Source organism: Hoeflea sp. 108, from assembly GCF_000372965.1.
Taxonomy (GTDB): Bacteria; Pseudomonadota; Alphaproteobacteria; order Rhizobiales; family Rhizobiaceae; genus Aminobacter.
The window spans coordinates 1161636-1182970 of sequence record NZ_KB890024.1 but is presented as its reverse complement, the minus strand read 5'-3'; the positions used below and the strand labels follow the sequence as shown (position 1 = coordinate 1182970).

Here is a 21335-nt window from a genome sequence, read left to right as displayed (position 1 = left end):
GGCAATATGCCGGTTGCACCGGCACTTCGCGTGCATTGACCGGCACATTCACGGCGAGCGACGGAAGCGAACGATGAAGGAACTCGACGCCAAGGACAGGGACATTCTCGGCATCCTGTCGAAGGAAGCGCGCATCCCGATGAAGGCGCTGGCGGCGCGCATCGGGTTGTCGCGAAGTGCTACGACCGAGCGCGTAGCGATGCTGGAAAAGAGCGGCGTCATCAGAGGCTATCGCGCCGATATTGGCCAGATGGACCAGGGGCTGGTCTCGGCCTTCCTGATGGTGACGCTGGCGCGGACACCGGCCATCGGCGTGCTGGACCAGTTGGCGCGGCATTCGGAGGTGCGACGCGTCTCCTCGGTCTCGGGCCAGCTCGACCTCATCGTCGAGGTCGAGGTGCCGTCGATCGACAGGCTCAACACCATGCGCGACGTGATCGCGACGCATCCGAGCGTCGAGGACCTGACGACGCTGATCGTGCTGCGGCGGGATATCGAACGGGCGGAGTGAACAAGCTTAGCCGCGCTGCCAGGCGCGGCGCGCCTGCGGCTCAGCCGTCAATAGAGGCGTAGTTGGCGACGATGCTGGAGATCTGAGCCTCGCCGCTGCGATAGTCCAGCCGTCGCATCGACAGGCCGTAAAGTTCAGACAGCTTGGCTTCCGTGCACATCGAGGCGACGGGCCCCTCTTCGCTTCGGGAAGAACCGTGAAGCAGCACCGCCCTGTCGGCGATTTCGAGCGCGTGGGTCGGCTCGTGCGTCGTCATGATGATGGTGAGGCCGCGCTCCAGCGACAGCCGGCGCAGCATCGACAGAACGACCGCCTGGTTGCGGAAATCGAGTGCCGAGGCGGGTTCATCGAGAAGCAGGATGTCGGCTTCAGACGCGAGTGCCCGGGCGATCAGCGCGAGCTGTCGCTCACCGCCGGACAAGGTGCCGATGGCGCGATTGGCAAAAGCCTGCAGGCCGACCAGCTCCAGGGCTTCCGTCGCGTGCCGCCTGTCATGGGTCGTCGCATTCGAAAACAGCCCGACATGGCGCGCCCGCCCCATCAGCACGACATCGGCGACCGAATAGGCGAAAGGCGACGCGAAATGCTGCGGCACATATCCGACGGTCCCATCGCTGCGGATCGCACCTGTCGTCGGGGCGACGAGACCGGCCAGGCATTTCAGCAGCGTTGTCTTGCCGCGCCCATTGCGCCCGAGCAGGGCAAGCGTCTGGCCCCGATCGAGCGAAAAGGACAGGTCGCGAAACAGCCACGCTGCGCCTGTGCCATAACGGAAACCCACTGATTGCGCTGCAATCATCGCTACCAGCCCTCATTGTGAGTGCGATGCAGCAGCACCATGAACACCGGCGCACCGACGATGGCAGTCAAAACGCCAAGCGGGATTTCGGCCGGGATCAGCGACCGCGCCACGACATCGACAAACAACATGAAGCTCGCGCCGAGCAGCGCTGAGGCCGGCAACAGGCGGCGGTGATCGGGACCGACGAGCGAGCGGGCGAAATGCGGCACCACCAGGCCGACCCAGCCGATGATGCCGGAATTGGCGACGCTTGCCGCCGTGATGCCGGTGACGCAGCACAACACCAGCCAGCGCGTGGGCTCGATCTTGAGGCCAAGGCCACGGGCCTCCTCGTCGCCGAGCGACAGGATGTTGATGCGGAAGCGCATCAGCATCAAAGGCAGGGCAAAGACGGTAACGATGGGCAGCATGTATAGCGCGCGTTCGGGCGTCGCACTGGCAAACGATCCCATCAGCCAGAAGACGATGGCCGGCAGCGTGTCGTTGGGATCGGCGAGATAGGTGGCGAGCGAGACCAGTGCCGAGAACAGGGCGGAGATGACCACGCCCGACAGCACCAGCATCAACACAGAGGAACGCCCCGACTTGCGGCTCATCAGGACGACGAGCAGCAATGCGACGAGCCCGAAGGCAAAGGCCATCGACCACAAGGCGGCAGCACCGAAGCCAAGCAGGATGGCAAAGACACCGCCGAAGGCAGCGCCTGAGGAAACGCCGATGACATGCGGATCAACAAGCGGATTGCGGAACACGCCCTGAAGCACGGCGCCAGACAGGGCGAGGCCCGCACCAACGAAGCCGCCGATCAGCATGCGCGGCACGCGCACAAGCTCGACCACCCGCCACACCGGCTCGGCAACGCCCACCCTGCCCGGCCCGATGCCAAGCCACCCCAGAAGAAGCGTCGAGAGATCGCCAAGACCGACGCCATATCGGCCGATCGACAGCGACCCGACTATTGCCGCCAAAAGCAGTGCGACCAGGGCCGGCATGGCGAAGCCCGTGCCGCTCTTGCGCATGTTGGCGACGGCAGTCGTGGCGTCGTCGTCGACCACTGATGACATCACGCGGTCCCGGCCAGTGTCGGGCGATAGGGTTTGTGATGCGCTGCGGGTTCGTCGGAGAAGACCAGGGCTTTCAGGATGTCCTGGAACAGATTGGGCTGATAGCGCGGGTCCGAGCAGAACTGCTCGATATGGTCGCCATTGTGCATGAACACCTTGCCGCCGCCAGGCATGCGCCAGACCCAGTCGACCGGGCCTTCGTGAATGGTGCCATCGGCCGTCGGCCCACCGATCAGGCACAGCCACTGCGCGCCATCGGGCGCGTCTGCATAACCGCGCGAATATTGGCCCAGGATGCCTTCATGGCGATGGAAATTCTCGAAATCCATGCGGCCGAAGTAGCCGCCCGGTTCGGCCGGGCGGATCATCCAGTTGGTGAAAGGCTTTGGGCTGACCGCCTTGAACGGCGACAGGCACGGCAGCCACGGAATGATGATGTGGCCGTTGATCAGGAAATGACCACCGGTGGCGAGATAGTCGACGAGCCTGGCTTCGATCGACTTGAGGAAAATCTGGTCGTGCATGCCCGACAGCATCAGGACGTCTACTTCGCCGAGATTCATGTCCTCGAGCTCGTAGATATCGGCGTCGCTGTAGCGCCAGTCCTGTGGCGCCAGACCGCCGATGCGGTCGATGTTGTAGCTCCTGGTCGAGCGGACATAGAGCAAATGCGGCTTGTTTCCGCCGCGAAAGGTCTCAGCCACGGGTCTGAACCTCCGCCTTGAGCCAGGGGTAGAAACCGTTGAGGAAACGCGTGGTCGCCGGCATGAAGCGGCGGCCATGGTGGGTGTGCGGATCGATCGTCGAGGCGATCAGCCGGCCGCCGCCGTCGACCGGCAAGTCGAACATCAGGCAGCCCTCGTCATTGTCGAGATTGAGGATCGGCGTCGCTGCCTCGGGGAACCGGAACGCGCCGAAGAAATGCCAGCACATGTCGGCGAGCGGGATCGCCTCGGCCATCGGGTGAAGTGGCTTGGGCTGGTAGGCCTCCATGCGGCCACCCGGCCGCATCCACCACTTCCAATCCTCGGTCTCGCGGCTGAACCACTGGATAGAGACGACGTCGAGCCATTCGTCCATGCGGTTGGGCTCGAAGACGATCAGGAAACCGCCCTGCGCCAGATAGTCATTGAGCTGGCGGGCATGCCGGCGCAACAGGTCCTGGTTGGAGAAGTCGGGGACGACGATCGCCTTGAACGCGCTCAGGTCGACGCGGTCGATGAAGCGGAGGTAAATCTCTTCATCGAGCAGGGCCTTGTAGTCCTGAAAGCACTGCAGATGCGCGCCATCGCCCGAGGTGACGAAACCGATATCCTTCACGTCCGTCGCTCCCGGCCCTTACTTGGCCGCGCCGAAGCTTTTGGCATAGCCCGCGCTGTTGCCGTTCCAGTCCATCTGCATCAGCCGGTCGATCTGCTCCGCGCTCAGTTCCTTGCCGTACAGGAACTTGAAGCCGTCGAAGACGGCCTTGCGCATGTCGGTGTCGAACAGCTCGGGATAGCCGATCTCGGCGAACCACTGGTAGGCGAGTTCGCCACCGGCGGCTGTCGCCGGATCGATGGCGGGGGTCTTGTAGACACGCGCGTTCTTGACCGCGTCGAGGCTGCCGAGAACGGGATGGCCGAGGATGTCGGCCGGCTTGATGGTGTCGTTGTAGTAGTTGACCAGGATGATGTCCGGGTTCCACTGCAGCAGGGATTCGGCACCCACCTTGACGGAGCCTTCGGTGAAGCCGGCTTCGGTTGCGGCATTCACCAGCCCCGAGGCCTTGAAGTAGGCTTCCTCACGGCCGAACACCACGAACTCATTGTCGTTCATGCTGTCGATGAAGACGATGCGGGGCTTCTTGTGGTCGGTTGCCGCGAGAACGGACGAGATATCGTTGACGGTCTTGTCCTCCCAGTCGAGGAACGCCTGGGCACGCTCCTGCTTGCCGAGGATCTGGCCGAGCATGGCGACGTAGCCGCGCCGGGTCTCGCGCGATTCCGTGCTGACGGTCGCCACCTTGATGCCGGCGTTTTCCATCGGCGCGACGCGCTCGTCGCCCTTGGCCTGCCACTGCAACACCACGTCGGGGCCGGCCTTCAGGATTTCCTCGACATTGAGAATGAAGTTGGGCGCCACCAGATCGGTGCGGATGTTGGCGATCTCGGGGAAGAGCTGGCCGATGACGCCCTTCATCAAAGCGCTCTGGGCGCGCGGGTTGATCGCCATCAGGCGCTCGGTGCCGCCATCGATGGCGATCAACGCCTCGGGAATGGGCAGCGGAAAGATGGCGACGTTCTTGACCGGCTGCGCGATCTGGACCGACTGGCCACGGGAATCCGTGATGGAAACCGTCTCCGCCTGAGCAAAGGTGGATGTTGCGATCAACGCCGCGAAACCGAGGGCCACAGCGGAATATCTTGTTGTCGTCATCTGAAATCTCCTGCCGCCCTGCCGACGGACAGGCATTCGGATAATAATCATGACAATAGCAGTCAAGTTTTTTCTTGAGCCGGGCTGACATGGCAGGCGCGAGCGGAGGTGGATGCGCATCTCGAAGCGAAATGACGCCGCGACGGCCTGTCAGGAAAACAAGGGGCACTAAGGGTTGATGCGGCTTGCCTCTTGCGAGCAACCGGCCGGATCGGGAGGGGGAAAAGTGGGCATGTCAGCCCCTCCGTCCGGTGAGGCGCACGACGCGAAGTGCGACTAGCACGCAGAGCGCGGGAGCGACGGCGAAGATCGCGCCCAGCCAGACGGCGGCATTGGACGCCCCCTCCGCGCCGCCTGGTTCGGCGATGCCTGCGAAATTTGCCACCATGCCAGCGCAGGCAGTGCCGAGGGCCATGAAGAACAGTTGCACCGTCGTCATGCCACCGGCGGCGAGATCCTGCTCGGCGGGCGGCGCGCTCTGGAAGATGCGAGTGACGAGGCTCGGCCAGGTGACGCCAACGCCGAAGCCGATGAGAAGCAATCCAAGGCAGATCGGCAAAAGCAGCGTTCCGTCGCCACCGCCATGGACTGGCATGAACAGCGCATACAGCACCAGGCCGGCCAGCACGAGCAGCGGACCGAGCACCATCAGGCGGTCGGCATGCGCCTGCCAGCGTGAACTCATGAACGACGCGATGCTCCAGCCGAGCGACATGACGGCCGCGATGTAGCCGGACCAGAGCGGCGACTGGCCATGCAGGTTCTGCAGCAGGTAGGGCACGAAGATTTCCGGCTGAATGGCCAGCATCAACAGTGCGACGGTGACGTAGAGCGCGCCCAGCGGGGTTGCCATATTGAAGGCTCCGCGCGGCAGCAGGCGTGCGCTGGCCCGGGCATCAACGCCGGAGATCAGCATGATGAGCGCAAGGCCGGCGCCGAGCCCGGCGAGGTTCCATGTCAGCTGCAACGACAAGCTGCCGGCGGAGACGGCGAGCACGGCCACGGTGAGCATGACGAGTTGCAGGAACGGCACAGCGACGCGTTCGTTGGTGTCCCAGCTCTTCTTCGGCAAGGTGACGTAGGCGACGACGGCGAAGGCGAGGCAGAACGGCAGCAGGGAGGAAAAGGCCAGCCGCCATGCGCCATACTCGGCAAAGATGCCGCCAATCGCAGGGCCGACCAGCGTGGCAACACCGAACATGGCCGAGGTGAGGCCGATGGCCCGTGCCCAAAGATGCTCCGGCAGGACAATGCGGGTCAAGGCGTAGGCAAGTGCGAACAGGAAGCCGCCGCCGAGACCCTGGATGGCGCGGCCGACGAGCATCACAGGCATACTGGGCGCGAGCGCACAAGTGAGCGTGCCCAGAGCGAAGATGGAGGTGGCCAGAACATAGGCGCCGCGTGGGCCGCTAGCGTTGAGCAGCTTGGCCGTCAGCGCCGAGCCGAGGATCGAGGCGACCACGAACAGGGTCGTTGTCCAGGCGTAGAAATCGAGCCCGCCTATGTCGGCGATGACCGACGGCATTGCCGTCGTTGCGATGTACATGTTGACGGCGTGCAGCGTGACGCCGCCGGCGAGCGCAAAGGTGTAGATGCCGTGCCTGCCATTGAAGAGATCGACCCAGCCGGCGGGTTTGGTCGCAACCGCTGCGGTCGCAGTGCCGGCCACGGCAGCCGGCTGTTCAAGATCGAAGTTCATGTCGGCCTTTCCATTTTTTTCGAGCCGACACGGTCTGTAGAACCTCAAGCGCTATTGAGGTCAACAGTCGAAAAGCAAATGGATGCGGCCTGCTGGCAGGAACGAGCCTGTCCGTGGGCTAGAGCAACGCGCCGAAATTATTCGCAACGTGGGCAGCTATAGCTGGCCACAGGCTGCCGGTCCAATGGCGCAGCCACCCGCAGGCCGCGCCGATGAGAAAGACCGAGGTCATTGTCGTGGCGTCAGGCATGGCCGGCAGCAGCACCCACCCCGGAAAATGGATACCAAGGAAAGCGACTGAGGTGACGCCGATGGCCGAGACAGGGCGCCAATACCGAACCAACCGGGTCTGGATGATGCCCCTGAACACCAGTTCTTCAACGGCTGCAGCGACGACGACCCAGCCATATTCAGCTGGCGGCAGGGCCGCCAGCTGGCCAGTGGAGCCGACGGCGCGCACGCGCAGCACGTTCCAGCCCAGCACAATGGCAAAGGCCAAGGCAGTGAATGCGCCGACGCGCGCGGTGACCGGGGCCAGGCCGAGCCAGTTCCCGGGTTCTTGCGGGCGCTGCCACCACAGCCAGACGATGACCGCAACACACCAATAAAGGGTGCGATACCAGGGACGGGCCGGCTCAGGGAGCAGACCAAGCTGCCAGACCAGGACAACTGAAGCGGTCCAGCCTGCGGCAAAAATGGCAACGAACAGGACGAGAGGGCCGATAGAACGCGTGTCGGACATGCGATGGACCGGCCCCGGTGGATATGGCGCCAAACGTAGTTGCTCGCGTGCCGAAGTAAAGGTCGGCGGTTGGCAGGGCGACAAGAGGCCGGACTACCAGCGATGCCAATCATTGCTGGAATGATGCCGCCCCCTGGATGCCTTGCTGCTCAGGCGAGCCCGAGATGGGTGGCAAGTTCGCGCGCAGCGGCGGCGCCAGCTCGGTTGGCGCCGATGGTCGAGGCAGAGGGACCGTAGCCGACCAGATGGATGCGTGGGTCGCCGGCGACCTGTGTCGCAAGGCGGCCGGACATGGTGATGCCGCCGCCCTCCTCGCGGATCTGCAGCGGCGCCAAATGGTCGAGCGAACTGCGGAAGCCGGTGTTCCACAAGATCACGTCGGCGCGCTGCTCGCTGCCATCGGCCCAGCGCACGCCGTCTTCGGTGATTTCGCTGAACATTGGCAGGCGATTGAGCACGCCGCGCTCGCGGGCGGCCTTGAGCGCCGGTGTCCACGGGATGCCGGTGACCGACACGACCGAGCCGGGGACGAGCCCGTGCCGTACCCTGTCCTCGACGAGGGCGACGGCGGCGCGACCGTCCTCCGACGTGAACGGGCGGTCGCGGAACTGTGGCTCGCGGCGCGTGACCCAGGTGGTCGACGCGACGCGCGAAATCTCGTCGAGCAATTGCAGCGCCGAGATGCCGCCGCCGACGATGACGACATGCAGACCGGCGAACTCCTGGGCGTTGCGATAGTCGCGGGTGTGAAGCTGCCGCCCCCTGAAGCGCTCGGCCCCGGGATAGTCGGGTATGATGGGCGTTTCCCAGGTGCCGGTGGCGTTGACGATGCCGCGGGCCGAGAAGGTCTCGCGGTCGGTCTCGACGCGCAGCCGCTCGCCACGGTCGCAGACAACCTTGACCGTCACCGGCCGGTAGACCGGCAGGCCGAACTCGCGCTCGTAGGCGGCGAAATATTTCGGCACGGCGACCGATGCCCTGACCTCGGTGGCGCCTTCCTCGACGACGTCGGCGAACTGCATACCAGGCAGGTCGTGGATGCGGTTGACGGTCGACAGCGTCAACGATGGCCAGCGATATTGCCAGGCGCCGCCTGCCCCTGATGACTTGTCGAGGACGACGAAGTTGCGCCCGGGCTCAAGGCCGAGCTTTCTCAGATTGTAGGCGGTGGAAAGCCCTGCCTGCCCCGCACCGATGACCACGATATCGGTCTTGTAGGCGGTACGGACGTCGCCGCGGGCGGGCGACGGTTCGGATGCGGGGATTTCGGCTGCTTGGTCGGACATGGCCGAGCAGAGATAGGCAGCCGCAGCGAACGGCGCAACGGCCAGTGCATGGGCGCGCCTGCGGCAGCACAATCCTTCCAGCATAAGGTGAGCACCCGCACAGCCCGACAACCATTGCTGGCGCGTCAATATTTCGCATGTGATTTCAATGTGTTGGCGGAAACCGAAAATGAACCATTTGGGGCCTAGCCAGCGGTTCAGCATTCGCCGGCAGCGAGATCGCGCAAGCGCCCGGCCGCCGGCCACCCCAAAGGAAGAAAAATGTCCGATCACGCCATCACCCCGGACGCCGCAATCGCCCGCCGCCTTGCCTTCGTCCGTTTCGACGCCGAAGCGCACGAGGCCCTGAACGCCGTCCGGCCGGCAATCGAGGCGGCTTTGCCCAAGGTGATGGAAACCTTCTACGGCCATATCGCCGAATTCGAAGAGGCGCGCCGCTTCTTCGGCATCGGCAGCGGCGGACGCGAGAAGATGCAGGTCGCCGGCGGACGCCAGATCAAGCACTGGAGCGCCATCGCGGCCGGCGACTTCGGCGACGACTATGCCCAGTCCGCACAGCGGATCGGTCGTATCCACGCCGATATCGGGCTCGAGCCACGCTGGTATGTCGGCGGCTACACGCTGATCATCGACCAGTTGGTGTCGGTCATCCTCGAGCAATTCTGGCCGAAGGGCCTGGGTATCCAGGCGCCGGGGCTGGTGCGGGCGAGCCAGGCGCTGAGCGCCCTGCTCAAGGCCTCGCTGTTCGACATGGAGCTGGTGATCTCGACCTATCTCGAAACATCGGAGCAGCGCCGCCTTGCTGCCGAGGCCGCCCGCGAGGCGGCGGAAAAGGAGCAGCGCAACGCACTCGCCTCGCTGGCCGAGGCCATCGACCAGCTCGCCAAGGGCCGGCTCAGCCACCGGATCGAGGGCCTCGACGCATCGAACTACGAGCAGATCAAGACCGACTTCAACCGCGCCATGGAGCTGCTCGAGGAGGCTGTCGGCCGCATTCACGGCAATGCCGGCGCGATCCGCGACGGTTCGGCCCAGCTTGTCCAGGCTGCCGACGACCTGGCGCGGCGGACCGAACACCAGGCGGCCAGCCTGGAAGAGACTGCCGCCGCTCTCGAAGAGATCTCGCAGACCACCGCGCAGACGACCAACGGCGCGACCCGGGCGGATGGCGTGGCGCAGGACGCCCGGTCAAGCGCCCAGTCGAGCAGCCAGGCGATGCGGGACATGATCGTTGCCATGGGCGACATCGACAGCTCGGCCAGGCAGATCGGACAGATCGTCTCGGTCATCGACGACATCGCCTTCCAGACCAACCTCCTGGCGCTCAACGCGGGCGTCGAGGCGGCTCGCGCAGGCGACGCCGGCAAGGGCTTTGCGGTCGTTGCCGCCGAGGTGCGCAGCCTGGCGCTGCGCTCGGCGGACGCCGCACGCGAGATCAAGGCGCTGATCGCGTCCTCGGGCGAACGCGTCGCCGCCGGCGTGCGGCTGGTCGGCCAGACCGGCGATGTGCTCGAAGTGCTGACCGGCAAGGTGACCGAGATCAGCGAACTGGTGGCCGAGATCGCCAATTCGGCCAAGGAGCAGTCGGTGGGCCTTTCGGGCATCAACAACGCGGTAAACCAGCTCGACCAGGTGACGCAGCAGAACGCCGCCATGGTCGAGGAATCGACCGCCGCATCGCACGCGCTTGCCGAGGAAGCGTCAGCGCTGGCAACCAGCGTGGCTCATTTCGAGATCACCGAGCATTTGCCTCGCGGCACTTCCGGCCCCCGCCACCGCAGGCCGCAACCTTCGCTGAGGGTGGTGGGCACCGGTAAGCCCAATCCCTCAAGGTAAGTTACGACGCCGTCACCGACTCGCTCGTGCGGGCGATGCGGGCGTCGAGTTCCTGCAGGCGACGGGCTGGCCCGGCATTGCCGGGTTGAAGGGCCAGCGCTTCGACAAGCATGTTGCGCGCGGTCGCCAGTTCGCCGTCGCGGATGTGCTTGTTGGCCCGGTGGTAGAGGTAGTTGCCCCGCTGCACCGGCGAGAACGTCTCGGCGAACCGTTCGTAAAGCCGGTCGGCCCAGGCGGGATGACGGACAATTGCGGTGAGCGCGATCTGATAAGGCCGCATGGCGGCTTCGATCCTAGCTACGCGAACGAGACCGCGCAGGCCTGACGCATCGTCGGCCCGGCAGGCTTCGATGAGCGCAAGCGCGCGCGCCGTCCTGGTGAAGGCCCTGATGGTGCCGTGGCCGGTCATGTGCACCGGGACAAGCCGTGTACGTTCCTGCCGTGCCGCGATCCGCTCCGCGTGTTCGCGATCGACGGCATGAAACGGATCATGGAAAACATAGGCGCGGCCGGCCGCGTGCTCGGGCGCGATCTCCATGCCGTCATGAAGCGAGGGCGCGAAGTGGCGCGTGAAGCGGCCGTCGAAGGGGACAGTCTTGGGATCGATGGAAATCTGCGGACAGAAGGCGATCACGACATCGGCATCAAGAAGCCGCCGGAAGCGGAGTGCCGCGTAGCCACCCTGAGAGTGGCCGTAGAGGATGCGTTCGGTTGCCTGCCGCAGGATTGGCGCGACAGCAGCGCTCGCTTTCACCATGCTCGCCGCCGGGAACCAGTTGGGCCGCCGGCTGATGAAGCCGAGAGCGGCGATGTCAGCCTTCTCGCAAAACCGCTGTCCCCAGAAGCGGCTGCCGTTTGCCTGCATCTCCATTTCGTTGAATGTTGCAAGAACATAGCCCGACGATCCCGGTCTGTGAAACACCTCTAGGTTTTCGTCGGAATAGATAAGCAAGTCCTGTTCCTGAATTTTGGAATACTCCGGCAATACGCATTGCCGCTACATTAAATTTTCCGCCTGCCGAAGCATGCTCCGCTCAAGGCGCAACGGCCCGCGGCTCCTTGGCTCCGGCCGGTGCGACGGCCAGCGCCCCCGCAGGGCTCAGCCGGCCGCAACGCCACAGGCTGTATGAATTCTCGGTATCCCAATCGTAGTAGTAGGCCGCCGTCAGCCGCCCTTCGTCCATCAGCTGCTGGAAGACCGTGCGCACGGTCCGCACGGCATCTTCACGCTTCCGGTCGTCTACGGGGCAGTCGCGCGCCGTATTCGCGATCCCCCATTCCGTCACCCAGCAGGGCCGGCCATCATTGTCCGTGCCGCAGAAGTCGAGGATGCGCCTCACCTGTGTCGAAAGGGCCGGCGCCGGCTTCTGTCCCGGATAGACGTGGATGCCGTAGGCATCGACCAGGCTGTCGAGGCCACGTTTGCGCAGCAGCGCAATGACCTCGTGCGGATCGAGCCGCTCCATGCCTCTCCTGTCGGCCCAGCCGGCGCTCAGGTCGGACAGACCCGCCGAGATGATGGCGGCGTCGCTGCTGTGAACGGTACGCCGCACCTCTTCGCGGGTGACCTTCACCGCCTCCAGATACTTGTCGAGCCCCTGTTCGAAGGCCGCCCGGCCCGCCAGGTCGGCGATGCTGCGCGGGGTCGGTTCGCCAGGGCGATGATAGACAAGGAGGTCACCATTGTAGGCGCTGAAGTTGATCTCGTTTCCAGGCTCGACCGCCTCCAGACGAATGCCCAGGGCATCGATGCGGCTGAGGGCGTCGCGCAATCCCGTGCGGTACAGGTCAAGGTCGAGTTCCGAGAGCCGGTTGACATCCCAGATGCGGCCGAAGCCGCTGCGGGGGCGAGCCGTCTCTGGATAGTAGCTCTTGTTCGTCAGCTGGATCTCGAGAAGAACCCGCATTCCAAGGCCGTTTGCAATCTCGAGGGCCTCGATGCTCTTGTTGATCGGTCGCGACAGCGAAAGACGGGCGTGGGTGATGCCGTTTGCCGCCATCTCCGCAAGCACCCTCTCCTGGCCGTCTTTCGACAGCCAGGCGAGATTCATTCGGTTGACCCCGATGCGGGCGCCTTGCGTCTCGCCGGCATCGGCAACCGGCGCTGCGGCGACGCCCCAGACAGCCAGCAGCAGGCCAAGCAGAAGCCTGATTGGCCTTCTCCTTGGACTGAAACTACAGGCCCACATGGCTAAGTGCGCTTCGGAAATTGGCTTCGCAGGCCGAGTAGCGGTCGGTCACGGCCTGCGTATCGATCTTGGAAAGGAAGTTGGCGAGATAGGCCTTCTTGTCGACCTCGCGGTTCCACGTCGCCGCTTCCATGTAGGGGAAGCCGACGAATTCCAGCATTTCCCGCATGCGGTCGTCGACGGCGATCATGAGCGCCGGCACCCCGGCCTGCATGCCGATGATGCAGCCATGGAATCGGCGGCCGAAGCAGAGATCTCGGGTGGCGATCCAGCTTCGCCACTGGTTCGTGTCGAAGAAGACCACGAGCTCATGGTCCCGCTGCCACTTTTCGGAATGCTTGTAGGAGGTCGCCCCGGTAATGCGGCCGCTGGCCTTGTCATAGACCGGCGCGTGATCGTCACCGGACAAGGACAGATTATAGGCGATCACCTCGTCCTGGATGACATAGCTTGCGACGCTTGTCGGCTTGAGCAGCGCATGCGCGTCGACGATCGTATCGGCAACGCTGCCGAGATAACCGCCGAAGGCGATTTTCTGGGCGTTCGCCAGATCGGGATTGGCGAGGGCGCCCAGCGAGCGCTGCATCCCCGCCGGGTTGAAATAAAGCGACGGGCAGCCTGTCGGCTTCACGAACTTCATGCCCTGCTCCCTCAGGAACTCGGCAGTGAAATAGCCGCGCGTCAGGAAGAAGCTCTCCTTGCGCTTGAGGACATCGAGGAATTTGAGGGTGCCGGCAGGCAGGTTCTCCTTGAGGCCTTCCTTGCGTTGAATGCCGATGCCCATGACCACGACCGGCATCTTCAGCCTCTCGAACACTTCCGCTTCCAGATCTGCGGAGTAGCCCGGCCGGAGCAAGTTTGCAGAGGCGAAGACGCAGATGTCGAACTCCTGGTTCAGGCGCTCGTAGGCCTCCGCCGAATCGCAGCTGCGGGCAAGGTGCCAGAACGGCACATAAGTCACGTCATGCGCCTTCAGGCTGTAGGCCGCGCCCTCCCCGATCAGATAGTTGCCGGTGTTGGCGATTTTCCTGACCTGCTCGATCAGATCCGCCTTGGTGCGGATGTCGTCGAAATAGGGCCTGTGGCGAACCTCCGCCCCGGACACGCTCGCCACGGTTCGCTGCAGATATGATGGGATGCCCGTAAGCAGGATGCGCATGATGTTCCCTGAAATAGTGCCTGAGACTTTTGGGGCGGCTAATGGCCGATGCCGATCTCGCGCAACGCCGTGCGGAAGTTGCGTTCGCGATCGGAGTAGCGGTCGACCAGTTCGGACGCGTTGAGACCGGCCAGATGATCGGCGACAAACTCGGCCCGGTTTTCGGCCTTGTCGACATCGGTTGCGTCGATGGACGGCAAGCCGGTGAAGCCCAGCATTTCGCGCATGCGGTCGTCCACCGCCACCATGAGGCTCGGCACCCCTGCCTGCATGGCAATGATCGAGCCATGGAACCTGCGGCCGAAATTGAAGTCCATCGACGAGGCCCAGGCGCGCCATTGGTTGTTATCGAAGAAGGTGCGCACTTCGAACGGCTTCTTGAGCCGATCGGTGCCTGGATAGGCGAGATCGCCGATCATCTTTCCGGAGGACGAGTCGTAGACGCGCCCTTCGGCATTCGGCTCCACCCTCATGTCGAAATGCAGGAACTCGTCCTGGACGACATATTGGGGAACCGAATCCTGCGGCTCCAGCGCGTTGGCGTCGATGATCGCGTCCTGGTTGCCGCCGAGGTAGCCCGAGAAGATGGTCCGCGCCTTGCCGACCTGCACGCCGGGCAGCTTCCTCAGCGACCGGCGCATGTTGTCGGGCATGAAATAGACGGATGGGCAGCCGGTCGGCTGGACGTTGGAGAAACCCTGGTCCTTCAGGAAACCCGTGGTTTCAAAACCGCGCGTCAGGAAATAGTGCTCCCGCTCCTTGAGGATGCTCAAGAGCCGCTTCGTGCCCTCGGGCAGCGCATTTTCGAGGTCCTTGCGGTTCTGCTGACCGATGCCGAGCATGACGATCGGCATCTTGAGCTTGCTCAACACCTCAGCTTCCGCGTCGGCGGACAGGCCCTTGCGCAGCAAGTTGGCGCAGGTGAAGACGCAGATGTCGAAGCTGGAATTGAACTGGTCGAAGCCCTCCCCGTTGCGGCTGCAATTGTAGAGATGCCAGAACGGCACCTGCTTGGCATGGGGCGCCAGCGCGCGCAAAGCACCCTCGCCGATCAGGTAGTTGCCGGTGTTGCTGATGTTGCGCAATTCCTGGAGGAACTCGTCCTTCGACTCGGGTTGCTTCTGCCGTTCCGAATAGGAGACGGCCAATCCGTTGGCGCCGTTTGCAAGGCGCGAATAGTGGCCAGGAATGCCCGTCACGAGGATCCTTGGACGCATACAACTAGACCTTTCTGCTTGATAGAACTGGTGGACGCGCTTCAGCCCGCCGCCGCGACCTCAACGTCGGCCGCCTCTGGCCGGCGCATGATCGATGCGCGCGACAGCGATGAATTGTTCACCGCGCCGTCACACCAACCGAGGAATTCCGAAAATGAACTTGTCCACGACCTTCGAGCCGCCGAGTTGAGGCAGCCCTCCATGAGCGGAACGAGCTTGCGGCGATCGCGGGCAACTTCCTCGATCACCCCGACCATCTGCCGCACCACCTGGGAATCGACGTCGGCATCGATGAGGATGCCGTCTTCGCCATGGATGATGAGTTCGCCCACGGCACCGACGCCGGTGGCGATGGGAACGCAGCCGAGTTGCTGGGCTTCAGCAATCATCAAGGGAGCGCCTTCCCACCGCGAGGGCATGACCAGCACGTCGGCCCAGCCCAGCGCCTTGATCAGTTCCTTGCTGGCGAAGACGGGCGGGTGCACGTCGACGCCGAGGTCCTTCAGCTGCTCAGTCCAGGAAACGGCGGAATCGGCGAGAATCTCGCCTCCGATCGCCCTGATTTCGACGGGAACGCGCGCGGCGTGCAGCTCTGCGATCGTCGCAGCAAGGCGGTCGATGCCCTTTTGCTGGTCGAACCGTCCCATATAGAGGATGCGGAGCCGATCGTCCTTGCGCTCTCCCCGTCTTGCCGACACCACTTCGGCAAGCGCCTTGGGAGGCACCGAAAAGCTCGCGCCATTGGCCACGGCGAAGACCTTTTCGAGAGGCACGCCGAAACTGCGAAGGTAGATCTTGAGCTGCTCCGAGCACGTCAGGAAAGAGTCGTAGCAATGTTCATGGGCGATTGCCGCGAAGGGCTGGCCGGCCGGTCGCTTGAACGAGGTGTTGTCGACGACGTGCAGATAGCAGGCGGTGCGCGTTCCCTCCGAGCGCAGCCGCGCGATCAGCGGATGAACCGACATGACGTGGTTGTTGATGACAAGGTCGAAGCCCGAGAGCTGGCCCTTCAGCGCGCCCCAGTCGACGTCGTGGTGCTCGGCGATGAAGTCCTGGCCAAGGAACTGGCCCGAACCTCCCCAGGCCGGAATGCCCTCATTCCAGAAATGGATGTGATCGAAGCTAGCATCGAACTCGTCGATGACGTCCATGCGCTGGGTGCCGAGCACGAAAAGATGGGTCTCGAACCCGGCCTTCTTCAGCTCGCGCGCAGCCGCATAGACCACCTTCTCGGCACCGCCGAACGAGGCATTGGGCACGAGCAGCGCAGCAGTGCGCTTGCCGTCACTGTGGCCGAGCGGCAGGACGGGTGAGCCGCCGATCTCCTTGCGCAGCGACTTGTACAAATCGGCGAAAGGCACAAGCCGCGCCGGCCGCCATGTCCAGCGCGCACCGGCTGTCTGGCGCAACGGGCTCGTTGCAATGGCGTTGACGCAGTTGATCATCACCTGCTGGGGCGTGATCAGCGACCGCCGCGGCCGGCTCCTCGGGAACGGGAACCGCACCTTCAGCACGGCCGAGGTGGGCCAGACTTGCTGGTTGCCGATCGAGGCGAACCAGTCGAGCGCGTTGTTCTGGATCACGTCACGCACGAGCGACGTCGGAATGAAGATGAGGTCCGGAGAAGCAGCCTGGGAGGTGCCCGACTCCAGGATCACCGGTTCGATCTTGCGCTGCGTCGCATCGTTGCCGAGTTGGACGAAGACGATGTTCGCCTTCTCACTCAAGCGCTCCAGGTGGCAAAGCACATTGGGCAACATGCGCGACCGTCGCAAAAGGTCGAGCGTCGCGCCGCTGCCGGCGATCAGGAAAGGCGGGAAGTGGACGTTGTCGGGTTCGCCGATGCTAGCCCAGAAATCCGGGATGATGTCGTCGAGGCGAAGCATCTTCGGCGGCTTGGTCGGGTCGGTGAAGAATGAGATGGCCGCATCTTCGGTGCGCGCGAATAGATAGCGCGGGCATTCCTCATGCTCGAATTCGACCAGCATCGGACGCTGGAAAAGCGCCTTGTGGCGCTTCCTCAGGAAGCTGACCGAAGTGGCACGTTCGCGATTGGCTTCCTTGAAGCGGCTTTCAGCCCGCAACCGATATTCGAAGGTGGTGTCGTGCGAGGGGACGCCGACGAACCCATGTTCGATGCAGGAAAGCCAGAACTCCCAATCCTCGAAGCCGTTCTGCCGGTCGTCGTTGAAGCGCACGCCGGCCAGGAAGACGTCGATGGAGATCATCGAGCCGGTGTCGCAGATGTTGTCGGTGATACAGTGGACAAGCCGCGAATAGCGGTTGCCGTAGTGCGCGCGCCAGTTCACCGAGAAGGTGTCGATGTTGGTGTAGACCCAGCCGCAGCCGCTTGTGAGCAGTTGCTCGTAGAGCGTCTCGATGGTGCCCGGCAAGACCCTGTTGTCGGCATCGAGCAGATAGAGCGCCTTGGCCTCAGGCAGGTTTTCAAGCACGTAGTCGATCGCGCGATTGCGCGCCCCGCCCGGCCCCGCATTGGGGCCGAACACCACATGTATCTGCGGATGGCTGGCTGCATAAAGCAGCAGCAGGTCGAAAGCCTCGTGCCGCGGGTCGCCGTCGACCGACACGACAATGGCGATCCGGCAATTGGCAACAGTCGAAGCCAGGACGGATTCCAGCGCCTCCATGGCCAGCGCGGCATGGCCGTAAAGCGGCATCGCCACGACAATCAGATCGTGCTTACCGGCGGGCATTGATCGCCTCCCCCGACTGCTTGACCAGCCGGAAGCCCGATACCTTGAGCCAGGAGAAATCGACCGAACCGGTGACGGCGCGACTCAGGATCATCAGATCCATATGCGCACGCACCGGTTCGTCCATGTGCATGTTGATGTTGATTGACTGATCGGGGCCGACCTCGCGCCAGCCGCTGAAAAAGGCCGACGGTTTTGCCGAACCGGTACGCACCAGCTCCGCCACTTCGGAGCGAGCGTTGGCATTTGCCGGGGCAAGCAGGAAACTGACGGCCGCCGGAGCGCCTTCCGGATGGTCGATCACAGCATTCGCCGAGAACGAAATGGTGCCAGGCTCAACCGCGCGGCTGACGGCGCCGGCGGAAATTCCGCTCGGCAGCGGATGGCACACAACCGCGTGCTCATGCTCGAGGAAGCGGACGGTCTGGAACTCGGGGACTACAGGAGAGACCGAAACATCGACGATGCGGCTCAAGAGATCCGGCGCCAGGCGATAATCTTCGATGAACTGGCCGTCGAGCAGATCGGTGGGCGCAATCATATTGGGCATGCGGGCCGGCTTGACACCGGGCAGTCCCGTGAACACGCGGAATGCCAGCGGCCTGAAATCGAGGTCGGGATGCGACGTTTCCGTCCGCGCCGTGTAGCGCTCGCTGGCAATCGGGAAACCGAGCGACAGCCCGATCATCTCGTGGCCCGTGGTCGACACCCGCAGCCGCAATGTCTTCGCCCCCAATCCACAAGCTCGGGGCAGCGAGAAGAAATTCCAGCTCGCGACGAGCTTCGAGGCGGGAACGCTCCACTCGGCCACGCCCTCTCGGCTCTCGACATAACTCATCGTGACGACCAGTTCAGCACCATCCTTCGGCACCGAATGGAGATGAAGGGCGATGCCGGCGACGCCCTGGCTGGAGACAGGCAGAAGCTGCTCGACATAGGCGCTCGACAGCAACTGGCCGATGCCTTCGTCTTTGGGGTCGACGTATGGGTCGTGACCGAAAACTTCCGTCGTCGGCTCCCAGTTGCGCGCCTGGAATGCGTCTTCGAGCGCGCGGTAGTTTTCGAACAGCACTTCACGCTCCCGACGAAGCATGGCGAGTTCTGAGGACATTGAGGCGGTGAACCGCGACAGCCGCCCCAACCCACCCTCGGCCAGCGCAACAATGAGCGCGCACATCTCGGCCCCGTTTCGGGCATCGAGCCGCTGAATGGGGACTTCCGGCACCGTTGCAAGCCGCCTGAGCGCAACGAGACCATCCTTCAGATCAGCTTCAGCCTCGTCCGAAAAGGCTACGGCAATGAGAGGAAAGGTGTTCTTGAGGATTGGCTGCGAGCGAATGCCGTCGCCGAGAAAGACGACGAGATGGTCAATTCCAGCCTTTTGAAGATTGTCCCGGTCAATATCCGACGCGGCAATCAGTTTTATACTCGCCGTCGATTGCTTCCCGCCAGAAGACATCAACATTTGCACGCATCACCCTCAATAAAAACAATATAATTCGAAATCTGAATTTACTCAGATACGAAAATCATTGGCAATCATTCGAAGAGACACGTAGCAACAATCGAAGCTGCGGACAATAATAAAAATTAGGAATTTACTTCCAACTATACTTCAAAAATTGAAGTAATAATCACACAATCCGAACTTCAAGAACAGGAGCAAGGTCTATCCCGTCATTTTCGCAATCAGGCCAGCCTGACTGGCGATGCACTCACCCAGCCTGAAGCGCTGCTCGATCGTCCGGCGCGCGGCGATCCTGAGGTCGGAGAAGCCGTCGGGACTCTTCAGGACATCGAGGATCGACTCGGCAAGAGCGTCCGTATCGAAGAACGGCACCAGGATGCCGTTGCGGCCCGAGCTGATGACCTCGCGGACGGGAGCGGTATCGGAACCAATGACAAGCGCACCACAGGCCATCGCCTCGAGGACCGACCAGGAAAGGACGAACGGGTAGGTCAGATAGAGGTGGGCCGCGGAAATCTGGAAGAGCTGACGCAAGACCGCATACGGAACCGGGCCTGGGAAAATCACCCTGCCCTCCGGAAGATCCAGCGACGCGAGCAGATGCTCCTTCCACGATACCCCGCCGGGAGCCGGCGCGCCGTAACTCACGCCGTTGCCGCCGACGAAGACGAACAGGGCGTCGGGGTGTTTGCGGATGACCTTGGACGCCGCCTCCAGTGCCTGCGGAAAGCCACGGTAGGGCTCAAGGTCGCGCGCAACAAAGGTGACGATGGGAGGGTTGCCGGCCTTGAGCACGCGTCCGTCCGGCAGCTTCAGGGAGGCGATCGGATCGGGACGCATACGCTGCGTATCTATCCCCTCGTGACACACGGTGATGCGCGCTTGCGCATCCGCCGGATAAAGACCCCTCTGCCACTGGGTCGGACTTATGCCACCCTCAAGCGCCTCAAGCGAAATGAGCTGCGCCATGTTGCGAAGCCTGATCCGCTTGCGCGTTTCGAGGTCGGGCTGGCTGTCCGGGGCAAATCCGATATCCGCTCCATCTGCCCGATAGAAGAATTCGCAGTAGCCGAGTGCCGGCACATGTGGCAGCACGTCCTTCACGAACATCATGCTGCCCCAGCCGATGTGGCCGATGACGATGTCAGGGCTTTGACCCTGGCGCGCCATCGCGTCGAACGTCTCGGCGACGCGATGGCCGATCCGGGCATGGTGATCGGGTATGCCGAGATGGCGGGCCATCTGCGGATGCGCCCGCGGGCCCGGCTCCGACCGGTGGCGCACGACACGCACCGACGGAATCCGCTGATCCACGGCCTCAGTTACCAGGCTCACCTCGTTTCCGGCCTGCGCCAGATGCGCAGCGAGGGCGGCGAACTGGCCAAAGCCACGCCGATGCACGAAGGCTACGTGCATGACGTTCAGCCAGCCTGCGACGAGGAACCGACCCTCAGCCGCACATCAAACGCCGTAGCGCGCGGCATTGGCCCACACCAGCTCGAGCCGGTGCAGCGCCTGGAAGGCGGTTGCGAGATCCCTCAGGTCCTGCTCCCCGCAAAATGCCCGTTCAAAGGCCTTCGCCGCTTCCCGCAGATCGGCGCAGAGTTGCCTGCCCCTCTCCGTCAGCCTGATTCGAGCCGAGCGTTTGTCGCGCTGGGAGGTGACCCGATCGATGTAGTCGCCATCGGTCAACTGCTTCAGGTAGTACGAGATGTTCGAGCCGACATAGTTGCCGCGATCGAGCAGTTCGCCGACCGAGAGCTCGGTGTCGCCGATGGCCAGCAGAACCATCACCTGGGCAGGACCGATGTCGTCGACGCCCAGCCGCGTAAGCTCCGCGCTCACCAGGCCAGAGAAGCGCCGGCTGGATCGCTCGAGCAGCCGAGCCAGGTCGAAACACGAGACCTGCGGAGCATCGCTGAGCTGTTGCTCGCGCTGAGGCTGATCGCGTCGCGGCTGGTCAGGGGCGACGTGCAGCCTGTCGCCTCCGTTCCGCATTAATACAACGTCTTCCAGACCCATGGATGGGTAGAGAAGTCCTTGTGTCATCCCTCTCTCCTATTTTTGTAATTTACTTCAAAACTTGAAGTAAAATTCAACAACGTCCCACCCCGGATTCCCGCCCTTGAGAGTGTTATATTTTTTGTGTCACACTGACGACAGCGATGTTGCAATATGCTCTGCATGAGATGCAGATAATAACCTCAAATCACGAAACACGTAAGCCCCA

At 63.3% G+C, this 21335-nt stretch carries 18 protein-coding genes; 2 read left to right on the top strand and 16 right to left on the bottom strand.

The annotated features are described in order from the left end of the window. The first annotated feature begins 73 nt into the window (after nt 1-73). The gene (locus B015_RS0105825; RefSeq protein ID WP_018426731.1) at nt 74-511 is read left to right on the top strand and encodes an Lrp/AsnC family transcriptional regulator; all 438 of its coding nucleotides are present in this window, start codon (nt 74-76) and stop codon (nt 509-511) included. A gap of 40 nt (nt 512-551) precedes the next feature. On the opposite strand, the gene B015_RS0105820 is transcribed toward B015_RS0105825, so the two are convergent. From B015_RS0105820 to B015_RS0105785, 8 genes are all read right to left on the bottom strand, one after another. Continuing rightward, the gene (locus B015_RS0105820) at nt 552-1310 is read right to left on the bottom strand and encodes an ABC transporter ATP-binding protein (RefSeq protein ID WP_026226943.1); all 759 of its coding nucleotides are present in this window, start codon (nt 1308-1310) and stop codon (nt 552-554) included. Between the two features lie 2 nt (nt 1311-1312). Further along, nucleotides 1313-2377: an iron ABC transporter permease gene (locus tag B015_RS0105815; protein WP_018426729.1), complete on the bottom strand. Its 1065-nt coding sequence runs from the start codon at nt 2375-2377 to the stop codon at nt 1313-1315. Continuing rightward, nucleotides 2377-3081 (bottom strand): hypothetical protein, encoded by a 705-nt coding sequence (locus B015_RS0105810; protein WP_018426728.1) that lies wholly within the window; start codon nt 3079-3081, stop codon nt 2377-2379. Before B015_RS0105810 ends, B015_RS0105815 begins: the two co-directional genes overlap by 1 nt. Beyond that, nucleotides 3074-3697 (bottom strand): hypothetical protein, encoded by a 624-nt coding sequence (locus B015_RS30505; RefSeq protein ID WP_018426727.1) that lies wholly within the window; start codon nt 3695-3697, stop codon nt 3074-3076. The genes B015_RS0105810 and B015_RS30505 overlap by 8 nt, the downstream gene beginning before the upstream one ends. 18 nt (nt 3698-3715) lie before the next feature. Next, nucleotides 3716-4795, bottom strand: coding sequence for an ABC transporter substrate-binding protein (locus B015_RS0105800; protein WP_157632691.1), 1080 nt, complete (start codon nt 4793-4795; stop codon nt 3716-3718). Between the two features lie 235 nt (nt 4796-5030). Next, nucleotides 5031-6494 carry an MFS transporter gene (locus tag B015_RS0105795; RefSeq protein WP_018426725.1) on the bottom strand — a complete coding sequence of 488 codons (1464 nt, stop codon included), beginning with the start codon at nt 6492-6494 and terminating at the stop codon, nt 5031-5033. Nucleotides 6495-6612: 118 nt separating this feature from the next. Then, on the bottom strand, nt 6613-7236 hold the full coding sequence (locus B015_RS0105790) for a type II CAAX endopeptidase family protein (protein WP_018426724.1): 624 nt from the start codon (nt 7234-7236) through the stop codon (nt 6613-6615). A 149-nt stretch (nt 7237-7385) separates the two neighbouring features. Beyond that, a complete protein-coding gene (locus tag B015_RS0105785; RefSeq protein WP_018426723.1) occupies nt 7386-8606 on the bottom strand; it encodes an NAD(P)-binding domain-containing protein in 1221 nt (406 codons plus the stop codon). Nucleotides 8607-8783: 177 nt separating this feature from the next. Here B015_RS0105785 and B015_RS0105780 point away from each other — a divergent pair, with 177 nt between their 5' ends. After that, entirely contained in the window at nt 8784-10358 is a 1575-nt protein-coding gene (locus B015_RS0105780; protein WP_018426722.1) for a globin-coupled sensor protein, read from the top strand. Between the two features lies 1 nt (nt 10359). Here the strand turns inward: B015_RS0105780 and B015_RS0105775 are convergent, their stop codons facing one another. The 8 genes from B015_RS0105775 to B015_RS0105740 all read right to left on the bottom strand — a co-directional run bounded on the left by B015_RS0105775 (nt 10360) and on the right by B015_RS0105740 (nt 21154). After that, on the bottom strand, nt 10360-11310 hold the full coding sequence (locus B015_RS0105775) for a hypothetical protein (protein ID WP_018426721.1): 951 nt from the start codon (nt 11308-11310) through the stop codon (nt 10360-10362). Nucleotides 11311-11392: 82 nt separating this feature from the next. Continuing rightward, nucleotides 11393-12547, bottom strand: a complete 1155-nt coding sequence (locus B015_RS0105770) for a hypothetical protein (protein ID WP_018426720.1) — start codon at nt 12545-12547, stop codon at nt 11393-11395. Next, complete coding sequence (locus tag B015_RS0105765) at nt 12534-13706, bottom strand: polysaccharide pyruvyl transferase family protein (RefSeq protein ID WP_018426719.1); 1173 nt, start codon at nt 13704-13706, stop codon at nt 12534-12536. Before B015_RS0105765 ends, B015_RS0105770 begins: the two co-directional genes overlap by 14 nt. 38 nt (nt 13707-13744) lie before the next feature. Continuing rightward, nucleotides 13745-14923: a polysaccharide pyruvyl transferase family protein gene (locus tag B015_RS0105760; RefSeq protein ID WP_018426718.1), complete on the bottom strand. Its 1179-nt coding sequence runs from the start codon at nt 14921-14923 to the stop codon at nt 13745-13747. Between the two features lie 41 nt (nt 14924-14964). Beyond that, nucleotides 14965-17637: a glycosyltransferase gene (locus B015_RS0105755; protein ID WP_018426717.1), complete on the bottom strand. Its 2673-nt coding sequence runs from the start codon at nt 17635-17637 to the stop codon at nt 14965-14967. Next, on the bottom strand, nt 17624-19096 hold the full coding sequence (locus B015_RS0105750) for a DUF6212 domain-containing protein (protein ID WP_026226938.1): 1473 nt from the start codon (nt 19094-19096) through the stop codon (nt 17624-17626). The genes B015_RS0105755 and B015_RS0105750 overlap by 14 nt, the downstream gene beginning before the upstream one ends. Before the next feature lie 210 nt (nt 19097-19306). Then, nucleotides 19307-20521, bottom strand: a complete 1215-nt coding sequence (locus B015_RS0105745; RefSeq protein ID WP_018426715.1) for a glycosyltransferase family 4 protein — start codon at nt 20519-20521, stop codon at nt 19307-19309. A 45-nt stretch (nt 20522-20566) separates the two neighbouring features. Continuing rightward, a complete protein-coding gene (locus B015_RS0105740; protein ID WP_245262131.1) occupies nt 20567-21154 on the bottom strand; it encodes a MarR family transcriptional regulator in 588 nt (195 codons plus the stop codon). Nucleotides 21155-21335: the final 181 nt, after the last annotated feature.

What these genes read in the sequence shown, in the direction of transcription:
- B015_RS0105745 (WP_018426715.1), bottom strand. Translation starts at nt 20,521, where the DNA reads ATGCACGTAGCCTTCGTGCATCGGCGTGGCTTTGGCCAGTTCGCCGCC.
- B015_RS0105760 (WP_018426718.1), bottom strand. Translation starts at nt 14,923, where the DNA reads ATGCGTCCAAGGATCCTCGTGACGGGCATTCCTGGCCACTATTCGCGC.
- B015_RS0105785 (WP_018426723.1), bottom strand. Translation starts at nt 8,606, where the DNA reads ATGCTGGAAGGATTGTGCTGCCGCAGGCGCGCCCATGCACTGGCCGTT.
- B015_RS0105780 (WP_018426722.1), top strand. Translation starts at nt 8,784, where the DNA reads ATGTCCGATCACGCCATCACCCCGGACGCCGCAATCGCCCGCCGCCTT.
- B015_RS0105825 (WP_018426731.1), top strand. Translation starts at nt 74, where the DNA reads ATGAAGGAACTCGACGCCAAGGACAGGGACATTCTCGGCATCCTGTCG.
- B015_RS0105755 (WP_018426717.1), bottom strand. Translation starts at nt 17,637, where the DNA reads ATGCCCGCCGGTAAGCACGATCTGATTGTCGTGGCGATGCCGCTTTAC.
- B015_RS0105765 (WP_018426719.1), bottom strand. Translation starts at nt 13,706, where the DNA reads ATGCGCATCCTGCTTACGGGCATCCCATCATATCTGCAGCGAACCGTG.
- B015_RS0105770 (WP_018426720.1), bottom strand. Translation starts at nt 12,547, where the DNA reads ATGTGGGCCTGTAGTTTCAGTCCAAGGAGAAGGCCAATCAGGCTTCTG.
- B015_RS0105815 (WP_018426729.1), bottom strand. Translation starts at nt 2,377, where the DNA reads ATGTCATCAGTGGTCGACGACGACGCCACGACTGCCGTCGCCAACATG.
- B015_RS0105795 (WP_018426725.1), bottom strand. Translation starts at nt 6,494, where the DNA reads ATGAACTTCGATCTTGAACAGCCGGCTGCCGTGGCCGGCACTGCGACC.
- B015_RS0105820 (WP_026226943.1), bottom strand. Translation starts at nt 1,310, where the DNA reads ATGATTGCAGCGCAATCAGTGGGTTTCCGTTATGGCACAGGCGCAGCG.
- B015_RS0105750 (WP_026226938.1), bottom strand. Translation starts at nt 19,096, where the DNA reads ATGTCTTCTGGCGGGAAGCAATCGACGGCGAGTATAAAACTGATTGCC.
- B015_RS0105800 (WP_157632691.1), bottom strand. Translation starts at nt 4,795, where the DNA reads ATGACGACAACAAGATATTCCGCTGTGGCCCTCGGTTTCGCGGCGTTG.
- B015_RS0105790 (WP_018426724.1), bottom strand. Translation starts at nt 7,236, where the DNA reads ATGTCCGACACGCGTTCTATCGGCCCTCTCGTCCTGTTCGTTGCCATT.
- B015_RS0105740 (WP_245262131.1), bottom strand. Translation starts at nt 21,154, where the DNA reads ATGACACAAGGACTTCTCTACCCATCCATGGGTCTGGAAGACGTTGTA.